The following is a 14,280-nucleotide window of genomic DNA, read 5'->3' as shown; positions in this document are numbered from 1 at the left end:
CTTGATGGCCCCCGGCAAAATCCCCTCACCAACCGGCTGAAACTCCGTGCGTTTCGCGAAAGGTTGAGTACAATCATCGGCTTTTATGGGCTGGCAAATTGCCCTCTCCAGCCCCATTCGTGGAAAGCCTCATGTTGATTGGCAGTTACTCACCTACTCTGGTCGTCATATCGCTCTGCGTGGCGATCCTCGCTTCCTACACCGCCCTTGACCTCACCGGACGCCTGGCCACCGCCAAGGGGCGGGCGGTCTATCTGTGGATGGGCGGTGGCGCGCTGGCCATGGGCATGGGCATCTGGTCGATGCATTTCATCGGCATGCTGGCCTTCAGCCTGCCGATCCAGTTGGGCTATGACCTCACCTTGACTGTGCTGTCGCTGGTCATCGCCGTGCTGTCTTCGGGTTTTGCCCTGTGGCTGGTCAGCCAGACCAGCCTGCCGCTACACATGTTGCTGCTGGGCGCCGGGATCATGGGCGCGGGCATCAGTTGCATGCACTACACCGGCATGGCGGCGTTGCGCATGCAGCCGGGTATCGAGTACGACGTTGCGCTGTTTGGCCTGTCGCTGCTGATTGCGGTCGGTGCATCGATGGCGGCGCTGTGGATCGCCTTTCACCTGCGCCGCCACACGCCGTATGTGCGCCAGGTGCGCGGCGGGGCAGCGGTGGTCATGGGGGTGGCGATCGTCGGCATGCACTACACCGGCATGGCTGCGGCGAACTTCCCCGACGGCAGTTTCTGCGGTGCCTTCAACGAGGGCGTGAGTGGCGACGGCCTCGATTATCTGGTGCTGATCACCACCCTGGCGGTGCTCGCCGTGGCCTTGTTGACCTCGGTGCTGGACGCCCGTCTGGAGGCGCGCACCGCCGATCTGGCGCGCTCGCTGACCCTCGCCAACCAGGAACTCACCCAGTTGGCGTTGCACGACACCCTGACCGGCTTGCCCAACCGCACCTTGCTGGCCGACCGCATCGACCAGGCAATGAGCAAAGTGGCGGAACATGGCGGTTGTTTTGCGTTGATGTTCATCGATCTCGACGGTTTCAAGCCGGTAAACGATGCCTTCGGCCACCACACCGGTGACCAGTTGCTCAAGGAAGTCGCCCTGCGCCTGCGCGGCCACCTGCACAGCCAGGACACCCTGGCGCGGATTGGCGGTGACGAATTCGTTCTGCTGGTTGAGCTGGAAGACCCGGACGACGCGGTCAGCGTCGCGGCAAAACAGGTCAATCTGGTCTCCCGCTCCTTCCGCGTCGCGGAGCAGAGCCTGCAGATTTCCGCCAGCATCGGCATCGTGCTCTACCCTGGCAATGGCAACGACCAGCACGAGTTGCTGCGCAACGCCGACGCCGCCATGTATCACGCCAAGAACGCCGGCAAAAACGGCTACAGCTTCTTCGACGTGTCGATGAACAGCAACGCGCGCCTGCAACTGCAGTTGCTTCAGGACCTGCGCACAGCGGTGGAGCAGAAGCAGTTCCGGCTGTTCTACCAGCCCAAGTTCGACGCGGTGGGCCGCCATCCAATCGGTGCCGAGGCGCTGCTGCGCTGGGATCACCCGAGCATGGGCCTGCTGCTGCCGGACCGTTTCATCGTTCTCGCGGAAAAGACCGGCCTGATCATTCCCATTGGCGAATGGGTGCTGGAAGAAGCCTGCCGGCAGATGCGCATCTGGTTCGACCAGGGCCACAGTGACTGGCGGATTGCAGTGAACCTTTCGGCCATCCAGTTCTGTCATGCCGGGCTGGTCGACAGCGTGGCCGCAGCGCTCGAACGCAACAACCTGCCGCCCAACAGCCTGACCCTGGAAATCACCGAAACCACCGCCATGCACGATGCCGACGCCAGCCTCTGCGTGCTGCAGCGCCTGTCGGACATGGGCGTGGATTTGTCGATCGATGACTTCGGCACCGGCTATTCGAGCCTGATGTACCTCAAGCGCCTGCCGGCCAATGAGCTGAAGATCGACCGCGGTTTTGTCCGCGACCTGGAGCACGACAGTGATGATGCGGCGATCGTCTCGGCAATCGTCGCCCTGGGGCAGGCTTTGGGTTTGCGGATCGTTGCCGAAGGCGTGGAAACCGACCGTCAGCAGGATTTCCTGACACGGCTGGGGTGTGATTCGTTGCAGGGTTACTTGCTCGGCCAGCCGGTGCCGCCCGAGCGTTTTCTGAGTGATATCGAGAAAGTGATGGCTAGCCAGGCCCGACCCTGACGGTCAGGCGGTGCGCTGCAGAGCGCAGGACGGCTGGAAGGCTTCCAGTTCGTCCTCCACCGCTTCGATGATCCGTTCCACATCGTGGGCGGCCATGACGGTGGAGCAGGGGATGCCGGCAATGGCCAGCAAGGTCTCGCCGGTGGCGCGGTCGAAAAGACGGGCAACCATGCTGCGCGGGGCGTCCATGGTGGCTTCGAAGCCCAGCGGATGGAAATGCCAGCGCATCATCTGGCATGCGCCTGGAAACGTGAGCTTGTTCATACAGGCCTCCTTGTATCGTGCTGCCGATAACCCTGAATGACGTCCCGAATCTGGGCCTTTGGGGCCAGTGACTAACCATAGCAGCAATGGACAGCGTGAACGGGAATAATTCCCGGTTGTTTTCCCTGTTCCTTGATGGTTGTCACATTCCGCGTGATCCTGATGTGCAGAGCAAACGTTTTCCCTGATGTTTGGGTGGTGGTGACCGCTCGTCGGGCTTGCGTCGTGGTCTGTGGTTTTCCGATAGACGGATGCAAACGCCCTTTTTTCAGATTCTCTGCGTAGCGGTCACCTTGGGCATCAACCCGCCAGCGTGGCGTTATCAATCACGAACCGGTATTTCACATCGCCGTTGAGCATCCGCTCGTAGCTGTCGTTGATTTGGTCCGCGCGGACCAGTTCGATGTCGGCGACGATCTTGTGTGCAGCGCAGAAATCGAGCATTTCCTGGGTTTCCGGGATGCCGCCGATCATCGAACCGGCGATGGCACGGCGTTTCATGATCAGGTTGAACACATTCGGGGACGGGTGGCTGGTGGCCGGGGCGCCGACCAAGGCCAGAGTGCCGTCGCGCTTGAGCAGCACGAGGAAGGCATCCAGGTCATGGGGCGCGGCGACAGTGTTGAGGATCAGGTCGAAGGACTTGCCATGCGCTGCCATTTCCGCGGCGTTGCGCGACACCACCACTTCGTCCGCGCCCAGTTCGAAGGCCGCTTCGCGTTTCGATTCGGAGGTGGTGAAGGCCACTACGTGAGCGCCCATGGCATGGGCCAGTTTGATGCCCATATGGCCGAGCCCGCCGATGCCGACCACGCCGACCTTCTTGCCAGGCCCCGCACCCCAGGTGCGTAGCGGTGAGTAGGTAGTGATGCCGGCGCAGAGCAGTGGGGCGACGGCCGCAAGCTGTTCTTCCGGGTGGGTGATGCGCAGGACGTAGCGTTCGTGGACGACGATCTGCTGCGAGTAGCCGCCGAGGGTCCAGCCGGGCGCGTCCGGGGTCGGGAAATTGTAGGTGCCGATCATGCCGTCGCAGTAGTTTTCCAGGCCGTCATCGCAGTCAGCGCAGTGCTTGCAACTGTCGACGATGCAGCCAATGCCGACCAGATCGCCGGGCTTGAAGCCGCTGACGTGGGCGCCGACGTGGGTCACGCGACCGACGATTTCATGGCCGGGTACGCACGGGTACTGGGTGCCTTCCCATTCGGAGCGGACCTGATGCAGATCGGAGTGGCAGATGCCGCAGAAGGCGATGTCGATCTGCACGTCGTGGGCACCGGGCTCGCGACGGGTGATGGTCAGCGGTTCCAGTGGTTTGTCGCTGGCATGGGCGCCGTAGGCGATGACTTGCATGAAAGGACTCCTGAGAAGGGGTGAAGACAGGCCCATGTTCCGCGCGAAGCGGCGAGCGCCGGTAACCCATTTCGACCGTGTTCTTGCCTGATCCTCGCGATCAGCCCTTGAACGCAGCCTCGATGGTGGCGATGTCGATCTTGCTCATCTGCATCATGGCTTCGAAGGCGCGCTTGGCTGCGGCGCGGTCCGGGCTGGCGATGGCGGTAGTGAGGACGCGCGGGGTGATCTGCCAGGAAATACCCCATTTGTCCCGGCACCAGCCGCAGGCGCTGGCTTCGCCACCGTGGTTGATGATGGCGTTCCACAGGCGGTCGGTTTCGGTTTGGTCGTCGGTGGCGACCTGGAAGGAAAACGCCTCGTTATGGGTGAAGACGGGCCCGCCGTTGAGGCCCAGGCAGGGGAGGCCCATGACGGTGAATTCCACGGTGATCACATCGCCTTGCTTGCCCGAAGGGTAATCGCCGGGGGCTTCGTGCACGGCGGTGACGGCGCTGTCCGGGAAGGTGGCGGCGTAGAAAGTGGCGGCCTCCAGGGCATTGTGGTCGTACCAGAGGCAGATGGTGTTCTTGGCGGTCATGGCGGGGGCTCCCGAGTCGTGAAGACTGAGTCTAGCCCCTGGGTCACGACTGCCAGGCGCATGATGGGAGTTTTCTAGTGTTTTCAAGACCGAGCGCCGCTAGCGCGGCGCATCGCGACGGTTCGGCGCCCCGACAAGCTCGCTCCTACAACAGGTAGGTTGCATCGAGTAGGCCTCAACAGCCTCCCCACGATTTATCGCCAAACCCCAAGGGCGGGCAGCCCAACTCTCACAGGCCATGGCACGTTGCAACCTACCTGTTGTAGGAGCGAGCTCGCTCGCGATGCGCCGCGCGGGCGGCGCTCGATCTTGAGAGCGCTGAAAACCTGTCGGCTAGCCCCTGGTCCCCATTCAGGTCGCCACCCGCGACGTTGAACCAATCACCGCCTCCAGCACGCTGAAATCAATCCAGTCGCGCACATCGAAATGCCGCGGAATGAACTGCCAGCGGTAGAGAAAATCGGTGAAGTCCTGCAAAGCCGTGATCGAGCGGCTGTCCAGGGTGGTGCGCAGGCGTCGGTGCGCATCCTCGCCATAGGCCGCCGCGACCCAGTATTCGCTGGTGTTCAGCTCGCGGGCCAGGTAACGCCGGGTTTCGTCCGGGTTGGCCCAGGCCCATTGCTCGGTGCGCAGCAGCACATCGACGATGCGTTTACACGCGCCGAAATGCTCGTTCAGCAGGTTGATGTCCACGGTCAGCGTGCGCGGTGTGCCGTTGTTGGCGCGGATCAGGGGATCGGGGTGGGAGCCGGTGTCGATCACCACGTGCAGGCCCAGTTCGTAGGCCAGTTGCAGGGCCGAGGCGCCCTTGAGGAAGATCGCGTCGATATCGCCGCGCAGCAGGCCGATCAGTTCGTTGTTGCGCCGGCTGATGCGGGTGCCGCCGAGGTAGACGGCGGCGCCATGTACATGGGTGACCTGCTCGTCACTGTGGGTGCCGCCGTAGGGGTAGTCCACCAGTTCGACGTCGGCCACGTTCAGGCCTTCCAGGCGCAGGGCGTTTTCCAGGCCGCGCAGGGCCTGGGCGCGGGTGAAATCGATTTGCACGTTGGCCCATTTCGGCAGGCCGAAACGTCGGTTCTTCAGGTCGCGGACGGTTTTTACCCCGCTTTCGGCGGTGGTCAGGATCAACTGCACTTCATCCGCCCAGCTCAGGCCGAGCACCCGCGTATCGACCCCGGCCGAATAGGCCCAGATGGCCGGGATGTTGCCGCCGTGGCGGACCGAGTTGCGCAGGTGGTGGTCGTAGTGCGCTTCTCGCACTTCCCGTTCGCTGGATTCGCGCAGGGACTGGATCGAGGTGCCCTGCGGGGCGAAGGCTTCGGCCAGGCGACCGGTCTGCACGGCAATGCCGAGGCCGGTGGGCACCGGGCTATGGGTGTACCAGAGGGTATCGAGGGGTTTGCTCATGTGCGGATCTGGTCCTTGCAAAGTGGCCGGTTATCCGGCCAGTGGTGTATTCGGCCTGTCCTTGTGGGGTGCGCTCAGGCGCTGGCCTTGAGCGCTTCGGGCTTGCGTTCGCGCAGCAGTGGCAACACTTCCTGGCCGATGCGCAGGGCTTCTTCCAGGTGTGGATTGCCCGCCAGGATGAAGGTGGAGAAGCCGGCGTCGCGGTACTCCGCCAGGCGCTCGGCGATGTTCTGGTGGCTGCCCACCAGGCCGACCGTCGGGCCGGGCTTGGCCTTGGCGAAACCGGCCCAGAGGTTAGGCCCGAGGATCAGGTCGTCGAAGCGCTGGATGTTCTGGTGGTAGGCCGTCTGGCGCGCCGCGCCGACCGAGTCGCTGGCGCGGGTGAAGGCGCTGGAGACCACGCTGGGTTTGCCTTCGATCCGGTCGAACTGGCGGCGCAGGTCAGCCCAGGCGGCTTCTTCGGTTTCCCGGGCGAACAGGTCCACGCGCAGGCCGAAGCGCACGCTGCGGCCTTGTTTGTCCGCCAGCTCGCGCACGCGCTCGATGTGCGGCTTGAGCTGGTCCACCGGTTCGGCCCAGTTCAGGTAGACATCGGCATGCCGCGCGGCAACGTCCAGTGCCGGGTCGGAGAAACCGGAGAAATACACCCCCGGCTTGCGTTCGTTGCCGAGGCCCGGCGGCAGGGAACCGTTTTCCAGTTGGTAGACCTCACCGTCGTAGCTGAAGCGCTCGTTGGCCCACAGGCCCTGGATGATGTCGAGGAACTCGCCGGTACGCTGGTAGCGCTGGTCGTGGTCGAGGTAATCGCCCTGGGCGCGCTGGCTGGCCGGGTTGCCGCCGGTAATGATGTTCCAGTCCAGACGGCCGTGGCTCAGGTGCTGGAGAATCGCCGCTTGCTGCGCGGCATAGGCGGGCAGGGTCCAGGTGGCCTGGAAGGCGATCAGAAAACGCAAGCGCCGGGTTTCCCGGGCCAGCGCGGCGGCGACGATCCACGGCTCCGGGCCGGTGGGTAGCAGTGCGCCCTCGAAGCCAGCCAGTTCGGCGGCCTTGGCCACCTGAGCGATGTAGTCGATGTAAGTGAAACCGTCCGGCGTGCCGTCGGCCAGCAGCCCTGGTGCGATATGCCCGTGGCGGCCGGCGAAACTGCCGCGGTTGTGCTTGTCGGTGGTCAGTTGCGGGCCGTCGGTGCCCAGTGGCAGACGCCAGAAGAATTCGGTGCTCATGGCAGGTCCTCAGTGGATGTGGAAGGGGTGGTGCAACCGGCGTGCCACGGTGGTTGGAGGCGCCCCATCGCTGGCAAGCCAGCTGCCACAAGGTCCCGTAAATGCTGGTCTTGTGGGAACTGGCTTGCCAGCGATGAGGCCCGAACAGACGACCACCTACCCATGGGGCTGCTGCCTGAGCAGCACCCCAAAAGCAGCCGCTGTAGCGGATGCAACATCAGCCCTCCACCAGCTCGCCGCGCTGCTCATAGCTGCGATACAGCGCCGCATACGCGCCATTCGCCTCCAGCAACTGCCGATGGGCGCCTTGCTCCTGCACCTGGCCTTGGCGGATCACCACGATGCGGTCGGCGTCGCGAATGGTCGCCAGGCGGTGGGCGATGATGATTGCCGTGCGCCCTTCGCAAAGCCGGCGCAGGGCGCGCTGGATCCGTCGTTCGGTGTGCACGTCGACTGCAGAGGTGGCTTCGTCGAGCACCAGCACCGCCGGGTTGGCGAGGTAAGCGCGGACCAGGCACACCAGTTGCCGCTGGCCGTGACTGAGGTGGCTGCCGAGGCTGCCGACCTGGGTCGCGTATTGATGCGGCAGGCGTTCCAACACTTCATCGGCACCCAGTTCCCGTGCGGCGGCGATCAGGCTCGCGTCGTCGGCGCCGGGGGCGGCCAGGCGCAGGTTGTCGAGGATACTGCCGGCGAACAGCACGTTGTCCTGTAGCACCACGCCCACATGCCGGCGCAGTTGCTGCTGGCTCAGTTGGCGAATGTCCACGCCGTCGAGTTTCACCGCGCCGTCGTCCACCTCGTAGAACCGCGTCAGCAACTGCACCAAAGTGCTTTTGCCATGCCCGGAGGGGCCGACGATGGCCAGTACCTCACCGGCGCGAATGCGCAGGTCGAGGTTGTCGATCACCGGTTTTGCGGCCCCAGGCTGGTAGGCGAAACGAACCCGTTCGAAATGCACCTCGCCCTGCACCCGTGGCAACGGCAGCGGGTTTTGCGGGTCGAGGATCTGCGGCGCGGTGTCGAGCAGCAGGAAGATTCGCTGCGCCGACGCAGAACCCGTGGCATAGCGTTCGAACAGGTCGGTGAGTTCTTGCAGCGGGCCGAGGAACAGCATCACGTAGAACAGGCTTTCGCCGACCTGGCCCACGGTCACTGTGCCCTCGGCCAGCGAATAACCGCCCACCAGCACCAGCACGGCCATGCCGGTGGCAGCGAGCAGGGCGGTGAACGGGGCGAACCAGCCGGAGCGCATGCTGCCGGTGATCAGGGCGTTGTTGAAGTCATCCAGCAGGCCGCGATAGCGCTGCTGGTTCTCACCTTCACGGCCGCTCTGTTGCAGCAGGCGCACGCCGCTGACGCTTTCCACCAGGTGCGCGGTAAAGCGGCTGCGTTGCTCGGCGACCTTCGCCCAGTTGCGCTGGGCCACCCGCTTGAATGCCCAGGTGGCGATAAACAGCAGGGGTACGCTGGCGATCAGGCTGAAGAAGAACAACGGCGTGATCAGCCACAGCATCAAGCCCGCCAGGGTGCAGCGCAGCAGGGCACCGAGCAGTTCCGGCGGGCCCTGGATCAGCAGCGGTTCCAGGGCATCCACATCACGGTCGGCCCGTGACAGGATGCGCCCGGCGCGGGTGCGGTCGAAGTAGCCGACGCTGAGCGACTGGACATGGGCGAACACCCGCACCCGCAACTGATTGAGCACTTCGATGGCAGCGCTGCCGGCGATGTACTGCGACAGCCCGCCGAGCAGGATGCGCCCCAGCCAACTGGCGGCCAGCCCGGCGCCGAGCCAGAGCACCAGCGGCAGGTCCAGCAGCCAGGCGTTGCCGTTGTGGACCAGACCGCGGTCGAGCAGTTCGCGGACGAACCACGGCCGCAGGAACACGGTGAACACCAGGATCAGTTCCAGGACGATCACCCAGCCGACCTGGCGCCGCACCGGTTTGAGCAGCGGCAGCAGGCGTTGCAGCATGCTGCGGTCGAGGGACTTCTTGGCCAGGCGTTCTTCGATCTCGATGTCGCTCATGGCCGTGTTGTTTGCGGTCTTACTCATGGTCGATCCCCAGCAGGTCGCAGTAGGCCGGGTTGCGGCGTTGCAGTTCGGCGTGCGGGCCGCTGTCGACGATGCGGCCCTGGTCGAGCAGCAACACCCGGTCGGCACGTTGCACGGTGCTGGCCTTGCTGGCGATCAGCAGCAGGGTCGGCCCGCCAGGTCGGCGCAGGTTGTCCAGCACATGGCGTTCGCTGATGGCGTCGAGGGCGCTGGTGGCGTCGTCGAGACACAGCAGGTCCGGCGCGGCGAGCAGCGCGCGGGCCAGGCACAGGCGTTGGCGCTGACCACCGGAAAGGGTCACGCCACGGTCGCCCAGCGGGCTGTCGAGCCCCAGCGGCAGGCGTTCGAGAATGTCGTCGGCGGCGGCGCGGTGCAGGGCGTCGAGCAGTTCGGCGTCGCTGGCGGCGGGCGCGCTCAGGCGCAGGTTGGCGGCCAGGGTGTCGGCGAACAGGAAGCTTTCCTGCGGCAGCACGTGAACGCGGCGGCGCAGGTCGGCCAGGTCCAGCGCGCGCACGTCCTGCCAGCCACCGGCCTGATTGCCGATCAGCACCCGGCCGCTGCCGGCGTCGGTCAGCCGTGGCAGCAGGCTGGCCAGCAGGCTTTTGCCGGTGCCGGTGGCGCCGACCAGCGCCACCACTTCACCCGGTGCCAGCAGCAAGGAGCACTGGCGCAGAATGTCTCGCTCGCTGCCCGGCGCGCTGACGTTGACCTCTTCCAGTTGCAGCCCCAGCGGCCCTTCAGGCAAGCGCCGCGGGCCGCTTTCGATCTGCGTCGGGGCGTCCAGCAGTTGCCAGATGCGTCCGGCCGAGGCGCGGGCGTCGGCGAAGGTCTGCATCACCCGGCCAATGCCCTCGATGCGGAACACCAGGGTCGTGGCGATCAGCAGCGAGGTCACCAGTTCGCCGATGCCGATCTTGCCGGCGGCCACCAGTTGTGCGCCCACCACCAGAATCCACACATGCCCCAGCGCTACCAGCGCTTGCGGCAGCGGAATCCGCGAGCTGGCCCAGGCCAGTGCCTGGCGGGCCAGTCCGGAAAATTGCCGGACCTGTTCGGTAAAACCGTCGATGCGCTGCTGTTGCAGGCCGAACGACTTGATCACCCGCACCGCGCCGATGCCTTCGGCGAGGTCCTGGTTGACCCGGTCATAGGCGGCGCCAACGGCGCGGTCCAGTTCCACCAGGCGCTCGGTCTGCAGCACGAACAGGTACAGCCCGAGCAGGGTCAGCAGCAGCGGCCCGACCGCCAGCAGCGGGTGATACCAGCCCAGGAGGCCGACCGTGGCCAGCACCACCAGCGGGGTTTCCACCAGTTGTCGCCAGAAACTCACCAAGGCATCACGGACCTTGTCAGCGTCGCGGGTGGTGCGGGTGACGATTTCGCCCATGCCGTGCTGCCAGTGGTAGCCCAGGTGCAGGCGCAGTACCTGTTCGAGAATGCGCTCGCGCAGGCGCGTAAGCAGCGCCTGTCCAAGGATCAGCGACCCGAGCCCGGCGGCGTATTGCAGCACGGCGCGGCCGAGGGCGACGGCGAAGATCAGCCAGAACCAGCTCCAGGCGATATGGCTGTCGGGGCTGCCATCGGCCTGACGCTGTACCGCGACGCCATTGGTGACGTCGTTGAGGGCGTGGCCGATCAGCCATTGCTGCCAGACCAGGCCCAGGTTGATAAAGACGAACAGCCCGGCGACCAGAGCGAAACGCCAGGGCATTTCGCGGTAGATCGCCAGGCTGCGCAGCAGCGGGTGTCGATGGCTCATGAACGGCTCTATAGCAGGGTGAAGAAGGGCGCGGCGCCGGGGTTGTCCGCCGGGGCGCCGCGCCAGCGGGTCAACGGCTGGCACCAGCCTTCTGCTTGGCGGTGAGGATGGCGGTGTACTCGCCCGGGTCCACGCCATTGAGGTAGTAGTTGCCGACGTGGTGCAGGCGCCAGCGGATCGGGTCGTGGGTGGTGTGGACCCGGGCGTTGCGCCAGAAGCGGTCGAGGTTCCATTTGCTCAGGGACGCACTGGCGCCGAGCAGCGAGAAGATGTCGCTGGAAATCTTCAGCGAGGCGCCATCGGAATGGGCACGGGCGGTAGCCACGCTGAGGATGAGCTCGTCCTGCAGTTCCTTGTTTTCCGGATCGCGCTCATGGGCGTCGAATACCCGCGCGGCGTCGCGCAGCAGCGATTCGGCGGCGCGCAGGGCGACCGCGTATTCGCCGATCTGACGGATGATGTGCGGCTCGTCGCTGGCCCGCTCGACCTCGCTCTCGACCCACGGCCGGGCGTGCTGGTTGAGGTAGTCGATGCCGGCCTGCAGAGCGCCGGCGGCAATGCCGGTGTCGATGGCGGCGTGGAGAATCTGCGGGAAGGTCAGGCCGGTACGTTTCATCGGGCCTTGGCGACGCAACACGTAACGCTCGTCCAGCTCGATATTGTCGAAGCGCACGGTGCCGCTCACCGAGTTGTGCTGGCCGAAAGCGTCCCAGTCGTCGACCAGGGTCAGGCCGGGGGTATCGCGGTGCAGCAGCACGCCCGCGCCGCCGTCGTCACTGGCAGCGGTCAGCGAAATCCACTCGGCCAGGAACGAACCCGTCGAATAGAACTTGCTGCCGTTGAGCACCAGCACACCGTCCTCGCGGCGCTCGACCCGGGTCTTCAGGGCGAACTTGTTCTTGCCGCCGATTTCGGCCAGGGCGTTGCCCAGCCGCTTGCCGGCGAGCACATCGGTAACCAGGCGCTGGCGCACTTCTTCCGGGTAGCCATTGAGCACGCCGCGCAGCATGACGTTGTGGATCTGCAGCAATTGGCCGACGCCGCCGTCGGCGCGGGAAATGATCCGCACGGTCTCGACGATGGTTTCTACCGAGGCGCCGAGGCCGCCGTCGGCACGGGGCACGCCGATGGCGGTGAGGCCGCTTTCGGACAGCAGTTCGGCCTGGCGGCGCGGCAGGGTGCGGTTGTGTTGTGGGTCGGCAGCGATCGCGGCGATGTGCTCGGCGATCTCATGGGCGACGGTAATGGCCTGGGCTTCGCTTTCCAGACGGCGGGGCAGGGTAGTCACGATTAACGCTTCCTTGAATGAACAGGTGCGTGGACCGGAGCAGGTTCTGTGCCATCGGCCTGTAGCCCTTGTACGGCGTGGCTTTCAGTGAAATCGACAGGCGCGGCTGCTGCTCCAGCAGCAGTCGGCGGGTGGTTGTTGCTCAGGCAGCAGCAGGTCCGTTGCACGGGTGTTGCCAGATCAGCAGTCAGCCTCTGGCTCCATGGCTAAAGCCCAATGAAATCAAGGGTTTGACGAGTTGGCACGGGCGCTGCAATGACACTGGCAAAGGCCACCCGGCCCCTTCGATCCGCTTGATGGAGTCTGTTCATGTCACTTGCCGCCGCTCTTGCCTCCACTCAGCCGTTGCCCGCCGCAACGCCCCTGGAGCAACTCTGGTTCACCCGCTGCCCGGTGCCGACCGCTTCCGGTATCGCCTACACCCTGGGCTGGCTCGGCGAGGAATTCGCCGCCGAAGGCCTTCCGGTGCTGACCCTGCAGGAAGCCCGTCAGTTGGGCCATCACCACTACGATCATCAATTGCCCGGCCTGTTTCGCGAGGGCGGCAACGTCCCGGCCCTGGCCGCCCGCGCCGCCGGTTCGCCGAGCCGCCTGATCGGCCTGACCTGGATCGAGGAATGGCAGACCATTCTGGTCCGCCCAGGCTCCGGCATTCGCAATGCCGCCGATCTCAAGGGCAAGCGCCTGGCCCTGCCGGCCTGGGGCGAGAACCGTCCGGGCAGCATCGCTCGGGCCATGAGCCTGCACGGTTATAAAGGCGCGTTGAGTTCGGTCGGGCTGAGCTTCGACGACGTCACCCTGGTGGAAGTGGCGCTGGCCGACCAGGCCGCCGCACCGACCCCGGAGCAAGGCCTGCAACGGCTGTGGTCGGGCCTGGAGTATCTGGTGCGCGGCGAAGTCGACGCGGTCTACGTCAAGGGCGCTTCCGCCGCCGACGCCGCCCGCCGCCTGGGCCTGGAAGTGGGTATCGACCTCGACCAACTGGAGCCGCGCTTCCGTATCAACAACGGCACGCCACGGCCCATCACCGTGCACCAGAGCCTGCTGGACGACCACTTCGACCTGGTGGTGCGTTTCCTCGCCCAGACCCTGCGCGCCGCCGAATGGGCCAAGGACAACCGCGAAGGCCTGCTGCGCATCCTCCAGGACGAAACCCGCGCCGGTGCCGAAGGCGTCGATGAAGCCTACCGCGGCGACTTCCACACCACCCTGGCGCCGGACCTGTCCGAGCAGCGCCTGGCCTTCCTCGATGTGCAGAAAACCTTCCTCAACCTGCACGGCTTCCTCGAAGCCGACTTTGCCCTGGCCGACTGGGTCGACCCGCGTCCACTGCAAGCTGCCCATGAACTGTTGGCCGAGCGCACGAAGCGCGTCTAAAGGAGCAAGACCATGACCGTATTGACCACTGAACACCTGATCGATGCCGAACTGAAAGCTTTCGTTGATCAGGTCACGCACCTGGCCGGCGAGGCGTTCCGCGTCTACCGCGAAACCAACACCATCACCGCCAACGGCACCGTCGGCTTTATCGAGCGGGTGCCGGGCCGCGACCTGCTGGTGTCGGTCAACTACCCGGGCCCGTGGAAAAAGGACCAGCCGTTGAAGGCCAGCGTCACCGACTTCGCCGGCAATCTGGTGTTCGGCCAGGGCAAGGGCGGCCTCAACCGCTACACCCGCCTGTTCATCGAACAACCGAAGATCACCACCGTGTCCCATGTGCACAGCCCGTACCTCGGCGCCTGGGCGCAGACCCAGCGTTCGCTGCCGATCAGTTATGTGCCGGTGCAGCGCTACCAGTTGTCCCGCGAGCTGCCGGTATACATCGACCGCCGCCAGGACGAAGTCGACTTCATCCTCGACAGCCTTGCCGAAAACCCGTTCACCACCGCCATCCTCGAAGCCAACGGCGGTTCCACCGTCTGGGGCACCGAGGGCTTGCAGGCCACCGCCGAGTTCATCCTGTTGCTGGAGGAGGGCGCGCAACTGCAACTGCTCGCCGAAGCCCTCGGTGGTTCCCGCGCCTACGGCCCGGGCGTGCTGACCCAGCAATGGACCATGAGCAAGCTGCTCGGCCAGGCCCGTGAACTGGGCCTGGTTCCACCGAACGACAGCCCGCGCGCATAAGGACATCCGA

Annotated in this window: 11 protein-coding genes; 3 read left to right on the top strand and 8 right to left on the bottom strand. The window is 65.3% G+C overall.

Annotation, left to right across the window (positions count from 1 at the left end; genetic code table 11):
- Positions 1-131: 131 nt before the first annotated feature.
- Positions 132-2,216: a putative bifunctional diguanylate cyclase/phosphodiesterase gene (locus tag DM374_RS14495; RefSeq protein ID WP_110970459.1), complete on the top strand. Its 2,085-nt coding sequence runs from the start codon at positions 132-134 to the stop codon at positions 2,214-2,216.
- A 3-nt stretch (positions 2,217-2,219) separates the two neighbouring features.
- Here DM374_RS14495 and DM374_RS14490 read toward each other — a convergent pair whose 3' ends face one another.
- The 8 genes from DM374_RS14490 to DM374_RS14455 all read right to left on the bottom strand — a co-directional run bounded on the left by DM374_RS14490 (position 2,220) and on the right by DM374_RS14455 (position 12,146).
- The gene (locus tag DM374_RS14490; RefSeq protein ID WP_095155206.1) at positions 2,220-2,480 is read right to left on the bottom strand and encodes a DUF1652 domain-containing protein; all 261 of its coding nucleotides are present in this window, start codon (positions 2,478-2,480) and stop codon (positions 2,220-2,222) included.
- A gap of 300 nt (positions 2,481-2,780) precedes the next feature.
- On the bottom strand, positions 2,781-3,830 hold the full coding sequence (locus DM374_RS14485; RefSeq protein WP_110970458.1) for an NAD(P)-dependent alcohol dehydrogenase: 1,050 nt from the start codon (positions 3,828-3,830) through the stop codon (positions 2,781-2,783).
- A 100-nt stretch (positions 3,831-3,930) separates the two neighbouring features.
- Positions 3,931-4,410 (bottom strand): VOC family protein, encoded by a 480-nt coding sequence (locus DM374_RS14480; protein WP_110970457.1) that lies wholly within the window; start codon positions 4,408-4,410, stop codon positions 3,931-3,933.
- A 351-nt stretch (positions 4,411-4,761) separates the two neighbouring features.
- A complete protein-coding gene (locus tag DM374_RS14475; RefSeq protein ID WP_110970456.1) occupies positions 4,762-5,820 on the bottom strand; it encodes an ABC transporter substrate-binding protein in 1,059 nt (352 codons plus the stop codon).
- Between the two features lie 74 nt (positions 5,821-5,894).
- Entirely contained in the window at positions 5,895-7,043 is a 1,149-nt protein-coding gene (locus DM374_RS14470) for an LLM class flavin-dependent oxidoreductase (protein WP_110970455.1), read from the bottom strand.
- 217 nt (positions 7,044-7,260) lie between these two features.
- The gene (locus DM374_RS14465; RefSeq protein ID WP_110970454.1) at positions 7,261-9,099 is read right to left on the bottom strand and encodes an ABC transporter ATP-binding protein; all 1,839 of its coding nucleotides are present in this window, start codon (positions 9,097-9,099) and stop codon (positions 7,261-7,263) included.
- Positions 9,092-10,858 carry an ABC transporter ATP-binding protein gene (locus tag DM374_RS14460; RefSeq protein ID WP_110970453.1) on the bottom strand — a complete coding sequence of 589 codons (1,767 nt, stop codon included), beginning with the start codon at positions 10,856-10,858 and terminating at the stop codon, positions 9,092-9,094. Before DM374_RS14460 ends, DM374_RS14465 begins: the two co-directional genes overlap by 8 nt.
- Before the next feature lie 70 nt (positions 10,859-10,928).
- A complete protein-coding gene (locus tag DM374_RS14455) occupies positions 10,929-12,146 on the bottom strand; it encodes an acyl-CoA dehydrogenase family protein (protein ID WP_110970452.1) in 1,218 nt (405 codons plus the stop codon).
- A gap of 309 nt (positions 12,147-12,455) precedes the next feature.
- Between DM374_RS14455 and DM374_RS14450 the strand changes: the two genes are divergently transcribed.
- Together DM374_RS14450 and DM374_RS14445 are read left to right on the top strand one after the other, a co-directional pair.
- Entirely contained in the window at positions 12,456-13,523 is a 1,068-nt protein-coding gene (locus DM374_RS14450) for an ABC transporter substrate-binding protein (RefSeq protein ID WP_110970451.1), read from the top strand.
- A 12-nt stretch (positions 13,524-13,535) separates the two neighbouring features.
- Entirely contained in the window at positions 13,536-14,270 is a 735-nt protein-coding gene (locus DM374_RS14445) for a class II aldolase/adducin family protein (protein ID WP_110970450.1), read from the top strand.
- Positions 14,271-14,280 lie beyond the last annotated feature (10 nt).

The organism is Pseudomonas huaxiensis (assembly GCF_003231275.1).
Classification (GTDB): domain Bacteria; phylum Pseudomonadota; class Gammaproteobacteria; order Pseudomonadales; family Pseudomonadaceae; genus Aquipseudomonas; species Aquipseudomonas huaxiensis.
This window is presented reverse-complemented; position numbering and strand designations above follow the sequence as displayed.

Bases quoted from the DNA above. Each gene is read 5' to 3' on its own strand.
- DM374_RS14495 (WP_110970459.1), top strand. From the start codon at position 132: ATGTTGATTGGCAGTTACTCACCTACTCTGGTCGTCATATCGCTCTGC.
- DM374_RS14490 (WP_095155206.1), bottom strand. From the start codon at position 2,480: ATGAACAAGCTCACGTTTCCAGGCGCATGCCAGATGATGCGCTGGCAT.
- DM374_RS14485 (WP_110970458.1), bottom strand. From the start codon at position 3,830: ATGCAAGTCATCGCCTACGGCGCCCATGCCAGCGACAAACCACTGGAA.
- DM374_RS14480 (WP_110970457.1), bottom strand. From the start codon at position 4,410: ATGACCGCCAAGAACACCATCTGCCTCTGGTACGACCACAATGCCCTG.
- DM374_RS14475 (WP_110970456.1), bottom strand. From the start codon at position 5,820: ATGAGCAAACCCCTCGATACCCTCTGGTACACCCATAGCCCGGTGCCC.
- DM374_RS14470 (WP_110970455.1), bottom strand. From the start codon at position 7,043: ATGAGCACCGAATTCTTCTGGCGTCTGCCACTGGGCACCGACGGCCCG.
- DM374_RS14465 (WP_110970454.1), bottom strand. From the start codon at position 9,099: ATGAGTAAGACCGCAAACAACACGGCCATGAGCGACATCGAGATCGAA.
- DM374_RS14460 (WP_110970453.1), bottom strand. From the start codon at position 10,858: ATGAGCCATCGACACCCGCTGCTGCGCAGCCTGGCGATCTACCGCGAA.
- DM374_RS14450 (WP_110970451.1), top strand. From the start codon at position 12,456: ATGTCACTTGCCGCCGCTCTTGCCTCCACTCAGCCGTTGCCCGCCGCA.
- DM374_RS14445 (WP_110970450.1), top strand. From the start codon at position 13,536: ATGACCGTATTGACCACTGAACACCTGATCGATGCCGAACTGAAAGCT.